The organism is Photobacterium sp. ABD4_091 (assembly GCF_056160145.1).
This window is the reverse complement of the sequence record NZ_JBSWWQ010000002.1, coordinates 1,426,265-1,448,273: the sequence shown is the minus strand read 5'-3', so window position 1 is coordinate 1,448,273 and position 22,009 is coordinate 1,426,265. Positions and strand designations below refer to the sequence as shown.

Below are 22,009 nucleotides of genomic sequence, written 5' to 3'. Positions count from 1 at the left end.
GCAAGAAGTTGGGACAATGGCTGATAATCCGGTAAAAGTAATACAGCGAGCGACGTGGGTCGGCTCAATAGCAAACGTTAGCTTGGCAGTATTAAAGATCACGATAGGTAAAATGACAGGTAGCCAGGCGTTGGTTGCTGATGGCGTACACAGTTTTTCGGATCTGATCACCGATACCGCTATCTTGATTGGCTCACGTTATTGGACCGCCCCCGCAGACAAAGGCCACCCATACGGGCATGGGCGATTTGAAACCTTTACCAATATCTTCATTGGCGTATTGCTGCTTATTGTTGGTATCGGAATTGGCTGGGATTCTCTATCGGCTCTGGGTCATGAATCCAAAGCGGTTCCCGGTATGTTGGCATTTTGGGCGGCAATTGCCTCAATCGTTGTGAAAGAAGTGCTCTACCGCTGGACGGTTATCCAAGCTAAAACGATCAACAGCCGCTCACTTCACGCCAATGCATGGCATCACCGTACTGATGCCTTGAGTTCATTGCCTGTTGCTGTTGCTGTGATTGCTAATTACATATTCCCTGATTTGCATTACCTTGATCAGGTTGCGGCGCTTATCGTTACAGCGATGATCTTAAAGGCGGCATTTGAAATCCTGTGGCCAGCAGTCATGGAGCTCACTGAGGCACAGGCTGATGAAGATATAGAGGCTAAGATCCAGGGCTATGCCAGTGAAGTGGCGCAGATCAAGGAAGTCCATGCCATTCGTAGCCGCCGTACCGGAAGCACAATCTTGTTGGACTTTCATATGCTGGTGGATCCCGACATGCGGGTTGAAGACGCCCATACTATCAGCGAAAACTTTAAGTCGCATATCTTGGCTCAGATTGATGAGCTGGTTGATGTGGTGATCCATATCGAGCCATATACGTGTGCTGAGCGTGTGGTTAATCCTTGCTGCGAGGACAAGAGCTGTGATTAATTTGCGCTCATTTGATGGATAAATAAGTGCTAATTCTCAAAATTGAGAAGGTGTAGCAACAGCGCGCTTGGCTATCTTCTTTAATGTGACCTCGATCAAATTAGCTAGCAGCTATCCTTGCTGCTAGCTAAGGTCTTAAAGGAGAAGCGCTATGCCGTTAATCAGAATTAAGTCTTTGCCTTTTGCCCAAGAAGTGAACATTCCCTCCACACTAGGTGTGCTTTCAAAAGCAGTATCAGAAACCAGCGAAATCGATTTAAAGCATGTTATGGCGACTTGGGACTACCTTTCTCCTCATCATTATGCCCATAACGGTAGGGTAGTCGACTGCCAACCGGATAAAACCCATCCTTTATTAGTCCACCTTGTCGCCCCCAGTTTCAATACCGAAGAGCAAATCGCCAGCATGCTTGAAGTTATTGCCAACACTTTGGCTGATGTACTGCCTGTGGCGAAGGAAAATATCTTCATTAACTTCTCCCCGGCTTACAGCGACGGTGTGTATGACTCAGGGCATGTTGTTGAGTGGGATGATTAATCTTATGCGCCTACCTAGAAAAATTTATATCTGGCATCATGACTTCTTCATCAAACTCACTTAGGATCAGCGCTTTCCTCGTACTATGAGTCTCTGATGTTCAAGTTGATTGCAGCTATGCCTCCTATGGTGGCCTTGTCTATAGCGATAGTTTGTGAAGTGATTGCGACGTCAATGCTGCCTAAAACCCAGCAATTTACCCAAATTATACCGACGCTGGTCACGCTGCTGGGCTATGCCATCGCCTTTTTCATGTTGTCGATTACGGTAAAGGCGGTTCCAATTGGTATTGCCTATGCGATCTGGTGTGGTGCGGGGATCGTTCTGGTTGCGATGATTAGTTGGTTGTGGCACGGGCAGCAGTTGGATTTACCCGCGTTGATAGGCATGATTCTTATCTTGTCGGGTACTGTTGTCATCAACGTTTTTTCTCGTTCAGTGAGCCACTGAGTGACTTACTCTTTTGTTGGATATGATGATCCAGCGCACAGTTCAATAAAAAGCCGGCTTGTTCTGAGCAGGCTTTATTTGAACTTACAAACGCTTAAATATGTGACGGCTTAAGGATAGGGATATCCAGAAGCGTCTCTTTTTTGCATAGCCATGCCATTAGCCGATGATTATATCTTCTTGGCTGAGATTACCAGAGAGTTGTACCACACTTGTTGTAAATGTAGCGACTTTGTTATTGTTGGTGTCATGAATAAAGGTGGTAATTAAACATGGAATGTCTATGAGCGCACTTGAAGCTAATTTTGACGGCCTGGTTGGGCCAACACACAACTACAGCGGACTCTCTTTTGGTAATGTTGCCTCGGCGAAAAGCCAGGCCAACCCGTCTAACCCTAAGCAGGCAGCCTTACAGGGGCTGGCAAAGATGAAAGCCTTGTCTGATATGGGAATGGTCCAAGGGGTACTGGCACCGCAGGAAAGGCCTGATACCGCAACATTACGCCGGTTGGGATTTACCGGTAGTGATGAATCTGTACTGGCGGCAGCGGCGAAACAAGCCCCGCAGGTGCTGGCAGCTTGCTGTTCTGCTTCAAGTATGTGGACAGCCAATGCGGCGACAGTATCGCCTTCGGCAGATACCATGGACGGCAAGGTCCATTTCACCCCTGCTAACCTCATTAATAAGTTTCATCGATCTATCGAACATGAGGTGACTGGCCGTATCCTCAAAGCCACTTTTTCGGATGAGAAACACTTTGTCCACCACCCAGCCCTGCCAAGCGTTGAGCACTTTGGTGACGAAGGAGCGGCTAACCATACTCGCTTTTGCCTGGACTACGGGCATCAAGGGGTTGAGTTCTTTGTTTTCGGCCGCTACGCATTTGATAACCGGTATCCTGCACCGAAGAAGTTTCCAGCCCGTCATACCTTTGAAGCCTGTGAAGCGGTTGCAAGGCTGCACCAGCTAGATACAGACAAAGTAGTCATCGCCCAGCAAAACCCGGATGTGATTGATCAAGGTGTGTTTCACAACGATGTGATTGCGGTGGGTAACCGTAATGTATTGTTCTGTCACGAACAGGCGTTCTTGAACCAGCAGGCTGTTTACGACGAGCTAAACCTCAAATTATCCGGTGCAATGCGTATTATCGAAGTGCCGACCGCAAGTGTCTCTATAGAGGATGCTGTCACTAGCTACCTGTTTAACTCCCAGCTCATTACCATGCCAAATGGTGACAATGTGCTTATATTGCCTGAAGAGTGTCGCAATAACCCAAGGGTGTGGGCATACCTTGAGCAGCTGGTAGCCAATAGGCAGGGCATTGACGGCATTAAGGTGTTTGATTTGAAGCAGAGTATGGCCAACGGTGGCGGCCCTGCTTGTTTGAGGCTGCGCGTGGCACTTACACAGCCAGAGCTGGCGGCAGTGAACCCAAGCACCTTGATGTCAGATGCGCTATATAGCCAGCTAAGCGGCTGGGTGGAGAAGCATTATCGTGACAGGTTGGCTGATGCTGATTTGGCTGATCCTTCCTTGCTGCTTGAGTCACGTACAGCCCTCGATGAGCTTACGCAAATTCTCAACTTAGGCTCGATATATCCTTTCCAGCGTTAATTGTTTGAATAGCGGCGTCTTTGCGCCGCTTATCTGCACGATGTCTAGTAGACAAGGTTGACGTGATTCCGGCGACAAAGGGATAATAGGGGTTTAATATATCTTTGCCCGTGACGGAGTCGAAATGGCGAAACTATCCCTTCAAGAGCAGATGCTAAAAGCTGGTCTTATTGACAAGAAAAAATTGAAAAAAGCGGGCAAACAGTCCAAGAAATCTCGTACTCTGCGTAATGAGGCTAAAGCCGCTGTTGAAGCGAATAAAGCTGCCCAGTTGGAGCAGGACAAAGAGCTGAACCGCCAGAAGCAGGATGAAGCGAATAAGAAAGCTATCGCTTCTCAGGTGAAGCAGCTGATCGAAATGAACAAGATAGATCTGGCTGATGGTGATATTGGTTATAACTTTACCGATGGTACGCTAGTTAAGAAAATCTATGTCGATAAGCAGACACAAGACCAGCTTGTTAGCGGCCGACTAGCGATTGCCCGCTACCTGGAGGGCTACGCAGTGATCCCTGGTGTAGTTGCCGATAAGATCAGCCAGCGTGATGAAGAGACGATCATTGTCAACAATACTGTGTCTGAGCAGGAAGTTGATGAAGATGATCCGTACGCGGACTTCCAGATCCCAGACGATCTGATGTGGTAAAGCTTTAATTAATAGAGCTTGGCCCCTTAGTGATTGATAAAGCCCAGCATATATTGCTGGGCTTTACCTATTGGGGTTTCCAAACAATTATCACGACGGGTTAAGGAAGTCTGAGATATAGCGGTATGTCGCTTCGCAATGCTCTGAGACCAGATCCTCCAAGTTAAGGAAAGCGTGTGTCATGTCGTCGAAATGGTGGTGGGTACTTTCTACCCCTAGCATCTGCAAGCGTTCGAAATACCGTTTTCCCTCGTCCTGTATTGGGTCAAACCCCGCGGTTATGAGCATAGTTGCTGGGTGGTTACTGGGTAACGCTGCAAACAGTGGTGAAGCCTCTCGGCGGTTTTCGCCTTGTTGGAAATACTGGTCGAAGTACCACTGTATTTTTGCTGTCTCCAAGATATAGCCTTCACGGTAATCCACTAAAGAGTCACTGGAAAACGTGTAATCAAGGCTCGGGTATATCAAGACTAGCTGGCTGATGGCTTCTGGGTGGTGTTGGGCAAGTGTGGTTGCTAACGCGCCTCCGGCCGAGTCTCCTGCCAGCGAAATGTGCGGGAGGTAATGAAGCTCCTGATCGTCAAGCGTGTTGGTGATTTGCTCAAGGCTTACTATACAATCTACCAATCCTTTGGGATAAGGGTATTCGGGCGACAGCCGGTAATCAATCGTCACGACAATGTGTTGGCTGTGGTGGGCAAGGCGGCGGCTTATGGGGTCATAAACCTCAATATTGCCGCACATGTGGCCGCCACCGTGGAAAAAGATTAACACGGGTAATTCAGTCCCAGGGGCTGGGTGATAAATACGGCAGGGGACAGAAGTGCCTTTAATATCGGTATCGGCGACTTGGCCGATAGCTATCTCAGAAGTGACTAACTGCTGGGTAATCGTTGCTAAACCTAGCCTTGCCATCTCTGGTGTTGGCGCAATCCCCTGTACCTTGGCTTGCGCGAGGGTATCATTGAATGATTTTAGCCATACTTGCAGGCTTTTGGGCAGATCGGCCATGCGCATTTCCTTGTTGCTTGATAAGTTCAATTTCGGGAACCCGCTCAATCAAGTAATCCTTGAAGTTGGCGCAGCGTGCCGGCATATATTTCCTTGGTTTGAAATATAGATTGAGCTCAAACTGGCTGCTGACATAATTTTCCAAAACAGGCTGCAAGGTTTTTCTGTCGAGCTCACTGGAGATCAAACTAAGGGGTAAGTAAGCAATTCCCCCACCATTCATCGCGATATTTTTGAGGATTTCGCTGTCGTCAGCTTCTACGGTTTGGGCGATTTCAACAGTTGAATATTCGCCATCCAATTCAAAAATCCACCGGTTGCCACCCACTAGCGTACTGGCGTAGAGGCAGCGGTGGTGCTTGAGATCATCGGGGACAATGGGCTTGCCGTTCTTCTCGATATAGCCTGGAGAGCAGCACGCCATCAAAGGTTCTCGAAGCAGTGAACGCTTCACCAGTAAGCTGTCTTTATCTTGAAAGCCCCGGTAAGTGGCATTGGCCCGAATGGCAAAGTCGACATCATGGACATGATCCACTTCGAAAGCCGTTTCCAGTACGACAAAATTGATGGACGGGTGCTCTTGCAAATACTCGCCGATGATCTGGCTTAGGTAGTGCTTGGCAAACAGGGGGGTGCTGGCGATTTTGATGGTGCCTCGGTCCTCACTGCTCATGTTCTGAACTTCATTGAATACATCGTCAATCTGGGTATGCAGCAAGCTGAACCTATCAAACAACCGCTGACCGGCCTGGGTTGGGGTGATTTTCCGAGTCGTCCGTTTGAGTAGGCTTACCCCCATCTTTTCTTCCAGCTCGTTTAACCAACGGCTGGCGGCAGACGGTGAGATATTATTGTGTTTGGCCGCTTCGCTTATCGAACCGGTTCTCACAACATGAAGAAAAAAGACAACCTTGTCTAACATGAGCCCCCCTAAAATCCATTTACCCACATATAGTTATAGCAAAAAAGTGCCAGAAAATGATGACAGCTAAGTGATAGCCTTGTTTGACCTCCCATATTCGCAAAGGTGATTTGCATCAATGTGACTAATGGTTTGGGGTGAATCTTCTAAAATACCAGAATACAGTGAGTTGTGTTGCCCGTCACAACTGCAGGCACTCGCTAATACCAGTTCTAACCGTTTTGATGTAACAGTTTGGTATTCATATAGGGGAATAAAATAATGCTAAATAACAAAGTGTGTATCGTGACAGGTGGTGCCCAAGGGATTGGCCGCTGCATCGTTGAAACCTTTGCCAAGAATGATGCGTTGCAAGTGTATGCGTGTGACATGAATTTGGCGGCAATGGCTGATTTGCAGGCAAAGTACCCGAATGTCACAGGTATTGAGCTAAATGTTTGTGATCGTGAGAATATTGCGCATTTCATTGAAAAAGTGAAGTCAGAGCACGGCAAAATTGATGTCTTGGTCAACAATGCCGGGGTAACCCGTGACAACCTGATTGAAAAAATGTCCGAGGAAGACTGGGATCTCGTGTCTGACGTTAACCTAAAGGGCGTGTTCAATATGACGCAGGCGATTGCGCCTGTTATGGTTGAAGGCGGCGCAGGCTCTATTATTACCATGTCTTCAGTAGTGGGCACGGATGGCAACATTGGTCAGTCCAACTATGCGGCGACCAAAGGTGGCGTTATTGCCATGACGAAAGGGTGGTCGAAGGAGTTTTCTCGCAAAGGTGCTCAGGTAAGGGCCAACTGTATAGCGCCTGGATTTATTGAAACGCCGATGACTGTCGATTTACCGGAAAAAGTACTCGATTTTATGAGGCATAAAACACCGCTGGGCCGTATGGGGAAACCACAGGATATCGCCAATGGGGCGCTATTCCTTGCTAGCGATAACTCGGCGTTTATTACTGGCCAAACTCTGAAGATTGATGGTGGGTTGGTTATTTAAACAGCACTACGTGCGCCATTTAATTGACGGTCGCAATAGCGGCCGTTTTTATTGAACGCTGGTTCATTAATCGGAAAATATTTATTACCTCCCTTTTTAAAAGGGTACCGTAAAATATTATTATACTGTGATAACGATACTTCTAGCGTCTAAAATCAGCTTTACAAACATAATGAGTATTTAGTAGATTACACGTCAAATTTATACTAAAAATTAACATTACGCAGTGCAATCAAGCTCAACCGCTACCGCTCTATTTTACCAACTTCTAGATGCAGATGAAGATAGCAAAAAAGCTATTTTGTCTGGATTAGCATCTGAAGATCCTGAGGCTTATAACGAGCTTCAGCAGCTTCTTGATGTTAGCGACAGGCAGCCTCTGACTTCACTTCTTGGTTTTCACGCCCAGCATGCAATGGGTGGCGAACTCGACTTTTTAGGGCAAGTTGTTGACAAATACCAATTAACTCATGAGCTTGGCCGTGGTGGTATGGGGGTTGTTTATGCTGCGCACCGAGCTGATGAAACCTTTGAACAGCAATTAGCCATCAAATTTATCCAGCCACAATTAACGGAGGTTTTGGGTAAGCGTGCTTTATTTACAGAAGCTCAGTTATTGGCTCGCTTAAATCATCCTTGTATCGCCAAAGTGTTTGATGGCGGGGAATATCAAGGCTGCGTCTATATTGTGATGGAATGTGTAGAAGGTGATACCCTGAACAAATATGTTCAGAAAAATACACTGTCAACCAGAAATAAGCTGTCTATTTTTAAGAATATTTGTTCAGCAATAGAGCATGCTCATCAGAATCATATACTGCATGCGGATATAAAGCCTGAAAATGTTCTAATCGACACTATTCATCAGCCAAAGCTGCTCGATTTCAATTTAACTCAAGCGATCAATAGTAATGCTGGCGAAAAGAACAATGAGCTGGTGGCATTTAGCCGTGAATATGCCAGCCCAGAGCAGCAAGCTGGTGGGTTTCTTACCCAGCAAAGCGATATTTACTCGCTGGGTAAGCTGTTACAGTTTTTGCTGCCGCATTCACATGCCGATATTCAATCTGTCATAACGAAAGCGATACAAGAACAGCCAGAGCGCAGATACTGCAGTGTGAGTGAATTGCGCAGCGATATAGAAAATATCCTCGCTAGCCGGCCTATTTCAACCAAGCAAAACCTGCCACTGTATTGCCTAGGCAAGTTTGTACAGCGACGCCCAGTGCCTTTCATCTCGGTTTTTCTCTTAGTGATGACTATCGCTGTGTTTACAACCACGCTGATGGTTCAAAACCAGCGCCTTGTGGAAGAGAAAACCATTGCCGAAAACATGATGTATGAAGTCACCAGTATGATGTTCCACGCCAAAGGCAGTGATCAGGCTTTGATGTCGGTAGGGGCAATGCTGGATATTTCTAGGCGTAGGATTCTGTCTAACCCAGATCTTCCGAAGCATATCAAGCAAAGGTTGTTAATGATAATGATGACTCCGACACCAGATAAATACCAAGCCGAGGCATCTGACAGTCGTAAATTAGAAGAAAGTTAAAATAAAAATTATAAGGAACAAGCACCGATGGAAGTTTCTAAGTTGGCAGGTTGTATAGCAACCACTTTGCCTGTCATTGCTTCTGCCATGGCATTTTCAGCCGATTCTGCAGAATTGCAGACTGGGTATTTTATAGATGCGCCAGTTACTGGGTTATTCTATACGACGAGCTCTAGCCTAAAAGGCTTTACTGATAGAGGGGCTTTTCAGTATCAGCCCGGTGACGTTGTCAGTTTTTTCCTTGGCAATGATGAGCAGGGTATTTTATTGACTCAGCTGTCTGGACAGCAGGTGATCACGCCTACGCTGTCATCAACCAGCCCGAGTCGAAGTATCAATTTGACCCGCTTGCTACTTTCGCTGGATAGCACGCCAAAGAACCGCGAAGAGATTTTGCTATTGAGTGATATCTTGTCTGAGCCTCAAATCCAGCAGCAATTGCGCCAGCTTGATCTCAATATTTTGGATAGTGTAAAGGATAAAATCGACCTTGATTGGGTGTCTGCGCAAGAAGCCGTTGAGCACCTGAACCAAAGCCAGCAGTATATCGAGGAGAATTTTACCTCCGGGCAAGTGGTCTTCTCGCCTTTGAATAAACGCTTTCACAATATAATGATCAAGAAAAAGGATCACCGGGGAAAAGCGTGCCTTGTCGATCTGCGTTATGTAGATAAACCGAATTATCATACACCCATTGGCGAGATAAAGTACCAGATCACGTCGACCCATATGCTGCAGTTCCCAAGCACGGGGGACTACTTCCGAAATTGCTACCTTGATCGTTCGAAAGGCTTGAAGTCTGAGGTTGAAGAGCCGATTTCGAATTTTGCAGACTCTAAAGGGCTGGTGGCTTGCAGCTTGAATGGCTGCACCCGAAATGATCTCAATGGCTTTTCGGTAGAAGACTTTGACGATGAAGGTGATTGGAAGTACCGCACCATGGCGATCAACTTTGATCCTACTACTGAGCTCTTAATGGAAAAGGTGCAGGGGTTAGGGCCAAAAGACAAAGTCCGCCACGCCAACAAGGGGGAAATGATTTGGTTTACTTATCCAGAAAACGTAGGCCATCAAATTCCTTTTGAAGGAGTCTGGAAGCAGACCACTTATATTGATACTGACATCCAGCAGAGCTGTTTGATGGTAGAGGAAGGCAGGGTATGGCAAGGGCCTGTAGGTGTGGAGAACTGCCCTGTTGAGAACATTGCGTATACCCAGGATGTTACCAATGAGTTTGGTGATATGTGGTGGGTAAGAAATGGTTCTGGTGCCGCAGAATTAGCACAGATGAATGTGATGGTTCGCTGGTATCCAGCAGGAAAGCCATCTCGCCACACGACTTGGGAATATCTTCCTGCCGGTGAAAAATGGGATCAAGGCATCCTATACCGGTACCAGCAGAACATTACCCGAAATAGGGATGGCTCGGATCAAATCCAAACCTATGCCATTTCAGAATTCAAGAAAGTATCCGGAGCGATCTAATGCAGCCAGGAAGCACAGCAATCACCCAGATTATCAAACAGTGGCAAGCGGGTGACAAAATGGCTGAGAGCCAGCTTTACCAATTTGCCTATTTGCAACTGCGAAATATTGCCAAGCAGGAACGGGACCGAAGCGCGGCGAAATACGGCCTAGAAAATCAGGTATTGGTCGACAGTGTAAATAGTACGACGGCTTTGGTCCATGATGCCTACCTGAAGTTATCGAATACGGATATGGCAAACGTAGAGAGCAAGCGCGACTTCTACCTGATGGCTGCCAAGGTAATGCGGCAAATTTTGATTGATAACGCCCGTTCACTACAGGCGCAAAAACGCCAGCAGATAACGATGCTGCCGGACGCCAGCGAAGACAAGTTCGAGCAATTGATGATTATGGACAAAGCGCTGGAGCATTTCAGCGTACGTTATCCCCGCCAGTCAAATGCGCTTAAGCTGAAGTATTTAATGGGAATGCGAACACAGGAAATCAGTGATTTGCTTGAGTGCAGCGCCAGTTTGATTGAAAAAGATTTGAAGTTTTCTCGCTGTTGGCTTCAGTCACGGATGGCATAGTCAATAATGAAATCGATGGTAACAAAGCTTGCGGTTAGCCTTGTGCTGACAGCTGGTGGGTGGTGGTTCTATCAAACGCCTGCCATTGCGCTATCAAGCCAGGAAGTCGGGGATGAGGCTGTTTATGCCAATGATGAGCGAGGCTATCTGGCAGCTGGCGCAGAGGACGATAGTTTACTCGCTGATAGTTTATTCGCTGACGGTGCGGCGAAACTCACACGCGCGAAATTGGTACTGCCACTAGAACCTATTCGGGGAAACGATGACAGCACCGCTTCGGTAGCAACAAAATCCTCTAGTGAGCCAGATGTATTAAAGTTTGAGCGGCAGCTGGAACCGCAACGCTATAACGAGCAGGTAAAGCAGGCTGACACATTGCCTGCTTCGTCCTCGTCACCCTTGTTAGCGCCATTTCCGGCTCGGGCTGCTGGTGCATTTGAAGCTGCAAATGACTCAGTGAGGCGTGAAGCGGTCAGCATTGATACTGAAGCGGGCAACCATAAACCCAGAGTGAACCCATCTGTCCTCAGGCAGTTGCAGGCAACGGTCAATCATTGGGATCTTGCGCAGCAGGTGCCCGCAAACTATAGCCTGTCGCTGCAGGGATTGTTCAATGATCCCGATGGCGATAGCTTGACCCAGAAAGTGATATTCAATGTTCCCGGTATGACGGTGACCGGCCATGAAATATTGCAGGTTCAAGGTATTCCGCAATCCGTGGTCGCCTCACCCATGCTGACTTTGTTGGCAAGGGATGACTATCATGGCACGGGAAGAAATGCCTGGGCGACAGCTGAACTTGCCCTCTCCCCGGTAGAGCCACTACCAGAAGAGCCGTTGCACCCTCTGGAAGGGAAGACGCTATTTAGACTGGAAACAACCCAGTTACTGGCAGGGGTATATTATAACTACGAAGTTGTGTACTGCGAGGCATGGCGGTTTATCGATGGCACTGCATACTCTGCTGCATCGGATAACCTAACCCAGTGCCCTGAAGATCAGCAGCTGAGTGAAATCGGCTACTATGACATTGCTGACAATAATGAACTTATTCTTACCCGAAATGTAAATGGCTCTGGGCAACAGCGCTGGGAACTAAAAAAGGAATACCCATCGGTATTACAACCGGGAACCACGAACTATTTCACGACAGTCTATCGTCCTGCAGAGAATGAAACTTACACCTTACAAGCCAGCAAAGCCGCAATGGAATCCCGGCTCAATATCAGGACGGGTGAGTATGTGTATCAAATGCAGCCTTTCGATTACCTCTATCCTCAAGCCAATGGGCAATATGTCCTGGGACAAATCGGGAATTATATTTATGATCGCAGTGTAATGAATGATCCATACGTTGGAATGGATTCTGATTTAAACATGCAGTCTTGGCTCGTTGATTTGTCTTGTACATACCTGCTTCCCTTGTGGCAGAGTAATATTTTGGCTGGTCAAGGCGAATATGGAGACATAGTGTCGATGTCGGATAATCCTTGGGGAGACAACCTCGACCCTATTCAATGTGGTGAAGTATTGCATCCAGAGTGGCAAAAGGAATATGTCTACATGGGATTACACTATGATGACTTTAATAATTTTGTTTCTGGCGAAATATATAGTTATGTCTTAAAACCTAAACCTGAATTCGCACATATCGTGGAAGAAATAAAACTTAATTTTCACTATTTCGAACCTTGGCCATGGCCGCATAAAAATACGAAATAAGATTGACTATTTGGCGGTGGTTTCACCGCCAAATACGAGTCAGTTTAAAAACTCCACAAGGCTTGAATACCCGTGTTGAAACTGTACGTTTCAGCATCTGGCAGGATGGCAAAACCTCGTTTTTCCTCACCTTTGCTATCGATGAAAGTGACATGTTCAGGGTCTGTCTCAAAGCGCTTTTCATAGCCCATCATGACATACCAGCCTAGGTGTAGCCCTGGCATGACTTCATAGCTCAGGGTACCTTCAATGGATGTGCGAAAACCAAAATCGTCGAAGGTTGTATCAACGAACTTGGTGTTTTCGGTAGTACTCCAGATTGGGATGCCAATGATCCATCGACCGCTGAGTTTCCACTTTTCGTCACCAAACAATGTACCATTGTCATAGGCGATACCTGCATCAACAAAGATATCTGTTGATTTCTCTTCCCAGGTGTCACCCTTGCGAAAAACCGGGTTTTCATAGCCGTTGAGCCCCTCGAGGCCATAGCGTTTATAAGACTGATAAGTAAGCGATGAGCCGGCCAATATCCGCCACTCTGGCGTCCATTTATAATGGATCAGAATGTTGGTTGAGGTTTTCAGGTATTCGAACTGGTTTTTCTGGTATGCCTGCCCGCTACTTCCATGCCAGGTTTCTGTCGTGCTAACCGGAGAGAAAGTGGCGAGTGCATCTATTGAAAAATCAAATTTATCGTTGACTCGGTATAATCCTCCGGTATTTAGCATCGGGCTTGAGGCAGATACATCTGATTCGGCAACGCCATGTCCGGAGTAAGATTCTTTATAGGTGATATTTTCAACACCCATAGTGATATATGAGTAACCCGCCTTGTCACTGGCAAATGATGGCATTGCCAGCAAAGTGGCGGGAAATAAGCCAAGCCAACTCCACTTTTTCATTATTTTTATCCCTAACAGAATGATGGCCGAGGATATTAAACGACAGATTTAAATTTCCAACCTTTAGGAAGAAAAAAAAGAAAAATAAAATTTACGGTTTTTTTACTGAATTTCGTTTCTTGATTGGAGGGAATAAAGCCATAAAAATACAGCCTTTCCTTGTACGAGTAGAGACTGACAAGGAAGACAAAATAATATGACAAAGGTTTAATCCAATCCATCAAGGGACGTTACTCATGAAAAAGGTTACTTTACTTGCGGCATCTGTTGCTATTGCCTTAACGGGCTGTGGCGGTGGTTCTGATAGTAATTCAAACACAGGCGGTAATACAGGCAATCCAGATATTCCAGCTCCGGGTGGTGCCGTCGTCATTACCGGTTTTGACGGCTATTTTAAAAATGCTGTACTTTTTGTTGATGCCAACAATAACGGTGTTTGGGATACCTCTGAAAAAGCCCTTGGTGTAACTGATGGTGACGGACAAGTTGAGCTGGATGAAAAACCAGAAGGCGTACTTGCCCTGCAAACCGTTGTCCCGAACAGTGCGATGCAGCAGCGTCTCATTGCCATCGATCCAAAAGAGCATGCTGGTGCTTACACAGTAGATATGGATCACCCATCTCAGCCAATGGCACATGAGTTGGTTTTCCGAGCGCCAAACTCGTCTGATGTGATTTCGCCAATCACCGATTTGGTCGCAATTGAAATGGCGAAAGACAAAACCAAGACAGAAGAAGAAGCCAAGCAAATTGTCAGCGAGGCGCTAGGCCAGGAATCTGCTGATGCTCTGTATACCGACTTTGTCAAAGGTGACAATGCAAATGCTGAGCTGCACAAAACAGCGCAGATCCTGACTGAGTCAAAAGCGGCAAACACCAGCTATGACGATAAGGCCATTGAGTTTGCTAAGCAGGCAGACACCATCGTTGGGGAAATGAGCGATGACGAAGTTAAAGATAATAACATCAAGCCAGTTATTAAAGATGAAAACCCTGAAGGTGACGCGCTAGATCCCGTTGTTATCACCAATAGCAAGTTGATTGTCGACAAAACTGTTTTTGATAAAGCTGATGCACTGATTCCGGCTTCAATCAAGGAAAATGAAAACTTTGGTGGGGCAACAGTCAGCGTTGAAAACTTGTTTACTGACGCTGATCAGGAAGAAGAAATCATTCCTGAGCTAAAGCATAATCTTGCGGGTACTGGCATTGATGTAATGCTATCGGCAGATGGCAAAATGTTGACTCTTGAGCCAGCAAACCCTGTTATGCAGCCTGGCGTTTACACCATCACACTGACAGCAGACGACGTAAACTCAGAAAATGAGTTGGTTGGAGAGTCAAGTGCGGTATTCAAGCTAGAAATCAAGGCGAATAACCTTGCTCCAGAAGTAAATGAAGCTGAATATGCAGCATTGCAAGCCGTAGTAGATACTTGGTATTTGCAGCAAGGTGAAGCTTTTGAGCAAACCCTATCGATTGAAAACCTGTTTACAGATAAAGATGGTGATATCGTTGGCTACGCCGCTGGTATTGATGAAGTGGAAGGCCTAACAGCGAGTGCCGATAACAATGCAATCGTAACTGTATCTGGTACTCCAACCAAACAATACGATAAAGGCAGTTCTATCACAGTATCTGCTGAAGATGATCGTGGTTTAATGACAGCTATTCGTTTCGAGTTGCCTGAAGTTAAAGAAGGTGTGGCTCCACCGCCTGCGACTCACCCGCTGGAAGGTAAAACTTGGTATGCCCTTGAATACGGCAGCAGCGATGGTGACGATTTCGATGGTCTAGATTACTCGCGAGTTTGGTGTGATTCTTACCGTTTCGAAGGCAAGAAGGTTTACTCCAACGAACGCAGCAAGGATAACAAAAATGAGTGTTCAGCGGCGGATACGCTGTATGAAGGCGCAAAATACCGTGTTGAAGGCGACATGATTATTGCGACTTTCCCGGGCGAAGATAACCCAGCTGAAACCATGGAAGTGACCTACAAGGTGGCTGATGATGCTGAATACATCTCTGCAGGGGCGAAGGTTGTCCTGTTTTCAGAGCAAGATGGTAACGAGACTTTCAGCGAGCGTTACACTTGGTACAGCAATAAAGCCGATGCAGAAGCGCGTTTGAACATCCAGTCAGAAGCCGGCTCTGAAGATCGTGACTTCCATATGTATATCCCTGCAAGCACAAACGGTACCTATGCCGAAGGCCAAGTTAGCCTGCAGATGAGCGATGCAGCAGGTGAAAGTAAAGTCAGTGTATTTATTGATACTGCTGAAGGTGAGACCTTCACTTGTACTGATTTAGATGAGTTCTACCGTAGCTTCAATGTTACCGCTGATGATATGGATGGTAACGGCGGTCATTATGATGAGAAATCAACTTGTAATGAATCTGATATGCAAGGTGTTGCTATTGGCTTCCATATGCCAGATCTTGTAGTAGGCCAGAAGTACAGCATCATTGGTAAAGTCCGTGATGATCAGGGTGAGCACATCGAAGCGATCAAGTTCAACATGGTCTGGACTGGTACTGGCAACAACGATTAATAAATCGATAATGGCTAGGTAATGATAATAGCTAGCTAATCAAAATCCCCTGCTCAAGAGCAGGGGATTTTTTTATGTGCCGAATACGTGGTAAAGGCATGAGCAAGCGAGGCAAAGCTAAAAGTAGCTGGAAAAGAAATCATCCTCCCATTGAGTGGATAGGGAAGAGCCGAGCAAGCGAATTTTGATCCAGTGCGTAATGCAATCTAGCATGTTGCTGTCCTTAGCCAGGGTATGGCTAGCTGTGAAATTGAAAGCAAAGGTGTAATTTGATTTTTGAGCTTACACTTGTACGCTGAATTAATTGTGCGGTCAATTGGTATCGTGTTTCTAGTTATAGAACAGCCGGTTTTGCTGGGCTAGATGGCTATGTTTTATTGTAACGGTATATGTCTATCACTATAGGGGAATAAAAAAGCCCGTGCATGATACGGGCTCTAGGGGAGTGAAAAATTGCCGTTAGTGAATACGCTTCACACTGTCACGTTCTACCAGTGTCGGCTCAAGCTGGATCACCGTGTTGGCTTCATGCTTGTTTTGGATCTTGCTAAGCAGGATGTCGACAGCTTGCTGACCCAGCCTGTGTTTAGGCTGGTGGATGGTTGTCAGCGACGGAGTGATATATTTCGCCAACTTGATGTCGTCGTATCCAACGATGGAGAGATCTTCTGGCACGCGGATGCCTTTTTTGCTGGCGGTATTAATCACCCCCATCGCCATCATATCGTTACAAACGAACAGGGCAGTTGGTAGCGGCCCACGGCCAAAGACTTCATTAAAGGCGATTTCCCCGCCTTCACACTCGAAGTTCCCTGATGCAATCCACTGTTTGTTGACTTCCAGCCCTGCCTCTTCCATCGCTTGCACATAGCCAGATAAGCGCTGCTGAGCGGTGAGTTTATCGAGCGGCCCGGTTAGGCAGCCAATTTGGGTATGGCCTTGGTCGATAAGGTGCTTGGTCGCCAGATAACCGCCATGGTGGGAGTTATCCTGGATTTTGTCGCTTGGAAAATCAATCGGCCCCCAGTCCATCACAACGGTTGGCACTGGCTGGTGACGAGAGAATAAATCAAAGGCCTGTCCGTCAACTTCACTGCACATGAGCAGCAGTCCGTCGACTCGTTTTTGCAGCAGGATATCCAGGCTATCACGCATACGGGCCAAGTCACCCTCGGTGTTACACAAGATCAGGTTGTAGCCTTGCTCATAGCAGCGGCGCTCAACGCCTTTTACGACTTCGCCAAAGAATGGGTTGGTCGAGGTGGTGACGAGCATGCCGAAAGTGCGGGTGTGGTTAACCTTCAGGCTGCGCGCCAAGGCCGATGGGGCATAGTTCAGCTCTTTGACTGCCGCCATAACACGGACAGAAATGTCTTCACTGACAAAGCGGGTTTTATTCAGGACGTGGCTAACTGTCGAAGTCGAAACTCCAGCAAGCTTTGCTACATCTTTGATTGTCGCCATAGGTTCTCCCTAAACCGTGCCCGGGTGGGCACGGTAGCAATAACTTATTGGTGCTCAATAAGAAAGCGTTCCACTTCACGGCGGTGTGGAATAGACGTTTGAGCACCCATTCGGGTGACTGAAATTGCAGCAGAAGCATGGGCAAAGCGGATGGCGTCATCCATTGCCTTGTTCTCCTGAAGGCCTGTCAGCAATGCACCGTTGAAGGTATCGCCTGCTGCAGTGGTATCTTTGGCATCAACACGGAAGCCCGGTACTTGCCGTCCCTGACCGTTCTCGCTGACCCAAACGCCTTGGCTACCCAAGGTGATCATGACCTGTTTGATCCCTTTCGCATGCAGGGCATCAGCCGCGTTCTGCGCGCTGGTGGTATCAGTTACCTTGATACCGGTTAGCAGCTCTGCTTCAGTCTCGTTAGGGGTAATCATATCAATATGTTGCAATAAGTCATCCGATAAAGGCTGGGCAGGAGCCGGGTTGAGGACAACACGAGTCCCTGCTAGCTTCGCTACTTTGGCCGCTGCCTCAATGGTGGCCATCGGGGTTTCGAGCTGCATCAACAGCGTATCCGCTTGCTTGATCAGTTTATGGTGCGGCTCGATACGAGCCGGACTTAAGCAGCCATTGGCTTCGGCGGAAATCGCAATGCTGTTCTCGCCAGTTGCCGCTACTTGGATCATCGCAATACCGGTTGGCATGCCTTGCTCAATCATCACGCCATCGGTGTTCATGCCTTCTTTGGCGAAGGTGTCACGCATCTCGTGGCCGAAGCTGTCATCACCGACACAGGCAATGAATGCGATATCGGCACCCAGACGGGCAGCAGCGACTGCTTGGTTTGCCCCTTTACCACCAGGGATCACACAGTAGCTATGGCCATGCAGCGTTTCTCCCGGACGAGGGAAAGAAGCAACTTGCAGAACATGATCGGCGTTCACACTGCCAAGAACGACTAATTTATTCATATTGGGACCTTTTTCATTCTCATTGGCCAAAATGTATGGCTTAGCAGTTGGTAAAGGTAGGTTTGCTAAGCGATAGATTTTGAAAACTTTCTGGGTTGTTGGCAGGCAGGATATAACCCGAAGATTAGTTATATCCTGCCCGGCTATTGGCTATTGGCTATTGGCTATTGGCTATTGGCTATTGGCTTTGAACCTTATGCCTATCGCCACTAGCCTAATGCCTTCTCTTATTCTGAAACCACTTTCAGAGGAACAGGAATGTTTGCTTCAACCTGCTCGCCTTTCAGCATCTTGTCTGCAGTCTCAACACCTAGCGCACCGATCAGGTCTGGCTGCTGGGCGATTGTTGCACCTAGCTTACCGCGCTTAACCGCTGCGATGCCGTCGTCAGTACCGTCGAAGCCGACGATTAGGACATCTTTGCCTGATGCTTGAACAGCACGGAGAGCACCCAGTGCCATTTCGTCGTTCTGGGCAAACACTGCTTGTACGTCTGGGTTAGCAGCTAGCATGTTTTCCATTACGTTCAGGCCTTTAGTACGGTCGAAGTCAGCTGGCTGGCTAGCAAGTAGCTCCATGCCGCTACCGTCAACGGCTTGCATGAAGCCTTTACCACGCTCACGGGCAGCAGATGTACCGGCGATACCTTCTAGCTGGATAACACGCGCTTTTTCACCCACTTTTTCCATGATGAATTTACCGGCCATTTCACCGCCTGCCACGTTGTCAGAGGCAATGTGGCTAACCACTTCACCACGGCTTGCACCGCGGTCTAGGGTCAGGACAGGGATGTTAGAGCGGTTTGCCATACGGATAGCATTTGAAACGGCATCAGAATCGGTAGGGTTGATTAGAATTGCCTTCACGCCACGTACCGTAAGGTCTTCCACGTTGGAAAGCTCTTTGCTTGGGTCGTTTTGTGAATCAAGAACAATTAGGTTATAGCCCAACTCTTTCGCTTTGGCTTCTGCCCCTTCCTTCATGGTAACGAAGAATGGGTTATTAAGCGTGGAGACAACCATTGCCATTGTGTCCTGCGCGGCAGCCGTAGAGCTGAATGAAGCTGACAGTACAGCGGCAGAGATTAGGGTTGCTAACTTTTTCATTCTATTTTCCTTTCTACATATGTCGGGTGGAGGCGGGCAGGGGGCTACCCGCATACAGAGGTTGTGTTACTTATTTTTGTTATCTACAAGGACTGCCAGCAGAATAACCACTGCTTTCGCAATCATTTGGTAGTAGGAGGAGACATCCAATAGGTTTAGGGCGTTGTTCAGGAAGCCGATAATCAGTGCACCAATCAAGGTACCCATGATACGGCCTTTACCACCGGCTAGGCTGGTGCCCCCAAGAACAACCGCAGCAATCGCATCAAGCTCGTAGCCCATACCTGCTGTCGGCTGAGCCGAAGACAGACGAGAGGTCACGATGATGCCGGCAAGGGCGGCTAGCAGACCACAGATGGCATAAACACCAATCTTGACGCGATCCACATTGATACCAGATAGGCGAGCGGCAGATTCATTACCACCCAGCGCGTAAATGTAGCGACCGAAACGGGTGTGGTTCAGTAGGTACCATACCGCAGCAAAGACAATCACCATCAGCCAGATTGGCACAGGGATACCCATGGCATAGCCAGTACCGAACCAAGCAAAGCTATCAGCGACATCAGTGAAGCCGGTAGAGATAGGTCGACCGTCGGTGTAAACCATAGTCACACCACGTAGTAGGGTCATGGTCACCAGTGTGGCAATGAAGGCCTGAACTTTACCCTTGGCGATAATAACACCACTGATTGCACCCAGCGCAGCACCGGCCAGCAAGGCGGTTGGCACCGCAATCATCACAGGCACTTCCATCGCAATCAAGGAAGCGGCAAAGGCACCACACAAAGCAAGTACCGAACCAACGCTCAGATCAATACCTGCGGTCAGGATAACCAGTGTCATACCCACAGCAATAATGGCATTGACCGAGGTTTGGCGCAGGATATTCAGGATATTGTCGACGGTGAAAAAGTTCGGGTTCAGGAATGACACCACGACAATCAGGAATATAAGGGCAATCAGAGACTTCTGCTCGATCAGCCACTCTTTGCTAAATAGCTTGGCGCTACCGGAGTTTTGTTGTTTGGTCATAGCGTTGCTGCTCATGCTGCTACCTCATTGATTTGTTTACCCACAGCGCAGGCAAGTAGTTTTTCTTGGTCGGCGTCACCAGCCATGAATTCGCCGCTGATTTTGCCTTCGTGCATGACCAAAATGCGGTCACTCATGCCGAGTACTTCCGGCATTTCAGAAGAAACAAGAATGATGCTCATCCCTTCTGACTTGAATTGGTTGATTAGCTGGTAGATCTCTTTCTTGGCACCGACGTCCACACCTCGGGTCGGCTCATCGAGAATCAAAACTTTTGGCTTGGTCATCAGCCCCTTAGCGATGGCTACCTTCTGCTGGTTACCACCAGAAAGGTTGCCGATGATCTGGTTGCGAGTCGGCGTCTTGATGTTGAACAGGCGGATGAAATCTTCCACTGCGGTGACTTCGTCGTAATGCCTTAGCTGAACGCCGTTCGACAGTTGCTCCAAAGAACAAATCGACATGTTTTCTTTCACCGACAGGCCAAGGATCAAGCCATCACCCTTACGGTCTTCCGAAATATAAGCGATACCATTGGCCAGCCCGTCTTGTGGGGTTAGCGGGTTAATCACCTTGCCATCAAGCATAATGTCGCCGGCTTCACGGTTCAGGGCACCGAAAATGACTTTCATCAGTTCGGTGCGACCTGCACCCATCAAGCCGGAGATCCCTAGGATCTCACCGCGATCTAAAGTAAAGCTGACATCATGGACACCTGCGCCAGACAGGTTTTTCACTTCTAGGCAAGTGGTACCGTGTTTGACGTCGATGCGCGGGTATTGCTCGTCCAGGCGGCGGCCAACCATCATCTCGATCATGGTATCTTCATCGATATCGGCAACGGCTCGCTGGCCGATGAACTTACCGTCACGAAGTACCGTGATATCGTCACAGATCTCGAAAATCTCTTTCAAACGGTGAGAGATATAAACGATGCCTGTGCCTTCTTCACGCAACTCATTGATCACCTTGAACAGGGATTCTGTTTCGGTGTCGGTCAGGGCGTCGGTTGGCTCATCCATAATGATGACCTGAGATTTGAAAGACAGCGCTTTGGCAATCTCGACCATTTGTTGTTCACCAAGGCTCAGCTCGCCAAGCAGCGTGCGTGAGCTGTGTTTGACATTAAGTCGGGCTAGCAGGGCATCGGCTTCTTTGTACATTTGCGACCACTTGATGCCGCCAAATGCGTTGGTTTTTTCACGGCCAAGGTAAATGTTTTCGGCAATGGTCAGCTCAGGGATCAGGTTCAGCTCCTGGTGGATAATGCTGATGCCTGCTTCCTGAGAATGACGTGGGCCATTGAAGTTTACGGTTTGGCCCTGGTAGCGGATTTCGCCTGCGTCCATGTGGTAGATACCGGTCAACGCTTTCATCAGTGTTGACTTGCCTGCACCGTTTTCACCCATCAAGGCCATCACCTTGCCTGGGTAGACATTCAGGCTGGCTTTATCCAAGGCTTTTACGCCGGGAAATGCCTTTTCGATGTCTTTGAGTTCTAGAATTGGCTGAGTCATAGGGAGTCCTTGC

19 protein-coding genes are annotated in these 22,009 nt (G+C 47.7%); 11 read left to right on the top strand and 8 right to left on the bottom strand.

The genetic code is table 11. From position 1 onward, the window contains the following. Nucleotides 1-16 precede the first annotated feature (16 nt). The 5 genes from ACXAGQ_RS20990 to ACXAGQ_RS20970 all read left to right on the top strand — a co-directional run bounded on the left by ACXAGQ_RS20990 (nt 17) and on the right by ACXAGQ_RS20970 (nt 4,192). Nucleotides 17-940, top strand: coding sequence for a cation diffusion facilitator family transporter (locus ACXAGQ_RS20990; protein ID WP_475256652.1), 924 nt, complete (start codon nt 17-19; stop codon nt 938-940). Between the two features lie 151 nt (nt 941-1,091). Continuing rightward, the gene (locus tag ACXAGQ_RS20985) at nt 1,092-1,478 is read left to right on the top strand and encodes a hypothetical protein (protein ID WP_475256470.1); all 387 of its coding nucleotides are present in this window, start codon (nt 1,092-1,094) and stop codon (nt 1,476-1,478) included. 117 nt (nt 1,479-1,595) lie between these two features. After that, complete coding sequence (locus ACXAGQ_RS20980; RefSeq protein WP_475256651.1) at nt 1,596-1,928, top strand: SMR family transporter; 333 nt, start codon at nt 1,596-1,598, stop codon at nt 1,926-1,928. Between the two features lie 283 nt (nt 1,929-2,211). Beyond that, nucleotides 2,212-3,546: an N-succinylarginine dihydrolase gene (gene astB / locus ACXAGQ_RS20975; RefSeq protein ID WP_475256468.1), complete on the top strand. Its 1,335-nt coding sequence runs from the start codon at nt 2,212-2,214 to the stop codon at nt 3,544-3,546. 124 nt (nt 3,547-3,670) lie between these two features. Continuing rightward, nucleotides 3,671-4,192 (top strand): DUF2058 domain-containing protein, encoded by a 522-nt coding sequence (locus tag ACXAGQ_RS20970; protein ID WP_317520595.1) that lies wholly within the window; start codon nt 3,671-3,673, stop codon nt 4,190-4,192. A gap of 90 nt (nt 4,193-4,282) precedes the next feature. Here ACXAGQ_RS20970 and ACXAGQ_RS20965 read toward each other — a convergent pair whose 3' ends face one another. Next, complete coding sequence (locus ACXAGQ_RS20965; protein WP_475256467.1) at nt 4,283-5,203, bottom strand: alpha/beta hydrolase; 921 nt, start codon at nt 5,201-5,203, stop codon at nt 4,283-4,285. Further along, on the bottom strand, nt 5,154-6,125 hold the full coding sequence (locus tag ACXAGQ_RS20960) for a LysR family transcriptional regulator (protein WP_475256465.1): 972 nt from the start codon (nt 6,123-6,125) through the stop codon (nt 5,154-5,156). Before ACXAGQ_RS20960 ends, ACXAGQ_RS20965 begins: the two co-directional genes overlap by 50 nt. Before the next feature lie 261 nt (nt 6,126-6,386). Here ACXAGQ_RS20960 and fabG point away from each other — a divergent pair, with 261 nt between their 5' ends. From fabG to ACXAGQ_RS20935, 5 genes are all read left to right on the top strand, one after another. Continuing rightward, on the top strand, nt 6,387-7,121 hold the full coding sequence (fabG, locus tag ACXAGQ_RS20955) for a 3-oxoacyl-ACP reductase FabG (protein ID WP_475256463.1): 735 nt from the start codon (nt 6,387-6,389) through the stop codon (nt 7,119-7,121). A gap of 226 nt (nt 7,122-7,347) precedes the next feature. Next, nucleotides 7,348-8,673, top strand: coding sequence for a serine/threonine protein kinase (locus ACXAGQ_RS20950; protein ID WP_475256462.1), 1,326 nt, complete (start codon nt 7,348-7,350; stop codon nt 8,671-8,673). A gap of 27 nt (nt 8,674-8,700) precedes the next feature. Next, nucleotides 8,701-10,158 (top strand): chromosome partitioning protein ParA, encoded by a 1,458-nt coding sequence (locus ACXAGQ_RS20945; RefSeq protein ID WP_475256460.1) that lies wholly within the window; start codon nt 8,701-8,703, stop codon nt 10,156-10,158. Continuing rightward, complete coding sequence (locus tag ACXAGQ_RS20940; protein WP_475256458.1) at nt 10,158-10,730, top strand: sigma-70 family RNA polymerase sigma factor; 573 nt, start codon at nt 10,158-10,160, stop codon at nt 10,728-10,730. The genes ACXAGQ_RS20945 and ACXAGQ_RS20940 overlap by 1 nt, the downstream gene beginning before the upstream one ends. Before the next feature lie 6 nt (nt 10,731-10,736). Then, a complete protein-coding gene (locus tag ACXAGQ_RS20935) occupies nt 10,737-12,452 on the top strand; it encodes a hypothetical protein (protein WP_475256457.1) in 1,716 nt (571 codons plus the stop codon). A gap of 44 nt (nt 12,453-12,496) precedes the next feature. Here the strand turns inward: ACXAGQ_RS20935 and ACXAGQ_RS20930 are convergent, their stop codons facing one another. Then, nucleotides 12,497-13,357: a hypothetical protein gene (locus ACXAGQ_RS20930; protein WP_475256456.1), complete on the bottom strand. Its 861-nt coding sequence runs from the start codon at nt 13,355-13,357 to the stop codon at nt 12,497-12,499. Between the two features lie 236 nt (nt 13,358-13,593). On the opposite strand from ACXAGQ_RS20930, the gene ACXAGQ_RS20925 reads away from it, so the two are divergent. Continuing rightward, on the top strand, nt 13,594-15,909 hold the full coding sequence (locus tag ACXAGQ_RS20925; protein WP_475256455.1) for a hypothetical protein: 2,316 nt from the start codon (nt 13,594-13,596) through the stop codon (nt 15,907-15,909). 459 nt (nt 15,910-16,368) lie between these two features. Here ACXAGQ_RS20925 and ACXAGQ_RS20920 read toward each other — a convergent pair whose 3' ends face one another. From ACXAGQ_RS20920 to rbsA, 5 genes are all read right to left on the bottom strand, one after another. Next, complete coding sequence (locus tag ACXAGQ_RS20920; RefSeq protein ID WP_187462222.1) at nt 16,369-17,373, bottom strand: substrate-binding domain-containing protein; 1,005 nt, start codon at nt 17,371-17,373, stop codon at nt 16,369-16,371. 44 nt (nt 17,374-17,417) lie between these two features. After that, nucleotides 17,418-18,338 (bottom strand): ribokinase, encoded by a 921-nt coding sequence (gene rbsK, locus ACXAGQ_RS20915; RefSeq protein WP_475256454.1) that lies wholly within the window; start codon nt 18,336-18,338, stop codon nt 17,418-17,420. A 227-nt stretch (nt 18,339-18,565) separates the two neighbouring features. Continuing rightward, entirely contained in the window at nt 18,566-19,444 is an 879-nt protein-coding gene (gene rbsB, locus ACXAGQ_RS20910; protein ID WP_039461926.1) for a ribose ABC transporter substrate-binding protein RbsB, read from the bottom strand. A gap of 66 nt (nt 19,445-19,510) precedes the next feature. Next, nucleotides 19,511-20,494 (bottom strand): ribose ABC transporter permease, encoded by a 984-nt coding sequence (gene rbsC, locus ACXAGQ_RS20905; RefSeq protein WP_044621445.1) that lies wholly within the window; start codon nt 20,492-20,494, stop codon nt 19,511-19,513. Beyond that, nucleotides 20,491-21,996, bottom strand: a complete 1,506-nt coding sequence (rbsA, locus tag ACXAGQ_RS20900; protein WP_475256453.1) for a ribose ABC transporter ATP-binding protein RbsA — start codon at nt 21,994-21,996, stop codon at nt 20,491-20,493. Before rbsA ends, rbsC begins: the two co-directional genes overlap by 4 nt. Nucleotides 21,997-22,009: the final 13 nt, after the last annotated feature.

Excerpts from the sequence above, each read along its gene's own strand:
- ACXAGQ_RS20990 (WP_475256652.1), top strand. The coding sequence starts at position 17 with ATGGCTGATAATCCGGTAAAAGTAATACAGCGAGCGACGTGGGTCGGC.
- ACXAGQ_RS20985 (WP_475256470.1), top strand. The coding sequence starts at position 1,092 with ATGCCGTTAATCAGAATTAAGTCTTTGCCTTTTGCCCAAGAAGTGAAC.
- ACXAGQ_RS20980 (WP_475256651.1), top strand. The coding sequence starts at position 1,596 with ATGCCTCCTATGGTGGCCTTGTCTATAGCGATAGTTTGTGAAGTGATT.
- astB (WP_475256468.1), top strand. The coding sequence starts at position 2,212 with ATGAGCGCACTTGAAGCTAATTTTGACGGCCTGGTTGGGCCAACACAC.
- ACXAGQ_RS20970 (WP_317520595.1), top strand. The coding sequence starts at position 3,671 with ATGGCGAAACTATCCCTTCAAGAGCAGATGCTAAAAGCTGGTCTTATT.
- ACXAGQ_RS20965 (WP_475256467.1), bottom strand. The coding sequence starts at position 5,203 with ATGGCCGATCTGCCCAAAAGCCTGCAAGTATGGCTAAAATCATTCAAT.
- ACXAGQ_RS20960 (WP_475256465.1), bottom strand. The coding sequence starts at position 6,125 with ATGTTAGACAAGGTTGTCTTTTTTCTTCATGTTGTGAGAACCGGTTCG.
- fabG (WP_475256463.1), top strand. The coding sequence starts at position 6,387 with ATGCTAAATAACAAAGTGTGTATCGTGACAGGTGGTGCCCAAGGGATT.
- ACXAGQ_RS20945 (WP_475256460.1), top strand. The coding sequence starts at position 8,701 with ATGGAAGTTTCTAAGTTGGCAGGTTGTATAGCAACCACTTTGCCTGTC.
- ACXAGQ_RS20940 (WP_475256458.1), top strand. The coding sequence starts at position 10,158 with ATGCAGCCAGGAAGCACAGCAATCACCCAGATTATCAAACAGTGGCAA.
- ACXAGQ_RS20935 (WP_475256457.1), top strand. The coding sequence starts at position 10,737 with ATGAAATCGATGGTAACAAAGCTTGCGGTTAGCCTTGTGCTGACAGCT.
- ACXAGQ_RS20930 (WP_475256456.1), bottom strand. The coding sequence starts at position 13,357 with ATGAAAAAGTGGAGTTGGCTTGGCTTATTTCCCGCCACTTTGCTGGCA.
- ACXAGQ_RS20925 (WP_475256455.1), top strand. The coding sequence starts at position 13,594 with ATGAAAAAGGTTACTTTACTTGCGGCATCTGTTGCTATTGCCTTAACG.
- ACXAGQ_RS20920 (WP_187462222.1), bottom strand. The coding sequence starts at position 17,373 with ATGGCGACAATCAAAGATGTAGCAAAGCTTGCTGGAGTTTCGACTTCG.
- rbsK (WP_475256454.1), bottom strand. The coding sequence starts at position 18,338 with ATGAATAAATTAGTCGTTCTTGGCAGTGTGAACGCCGATCATGTTCTG.
- rbsB (WP_039461926.1), bottom strand. The coding sequence starts at position 19,444 with ATGAAAAAGTTAGCAACCCTAATCTCTGCCGCTGTACTGTCAGCTTCA.
- rbsC (WP_044621445.1), bottom strand. The coding sequence starts at position 20,494 with ATGAGCAGCAACGCTATGACCAAACAACAAAACTCCGGTAGCGCCAAG.
- rbsA (WP_475256453.1), bottom strand. The coding sequence starts at position 21,996 with ATGACTCAGCCAATTCTAGAACTCAAAGACATCGAAAAGGCATTTCCC.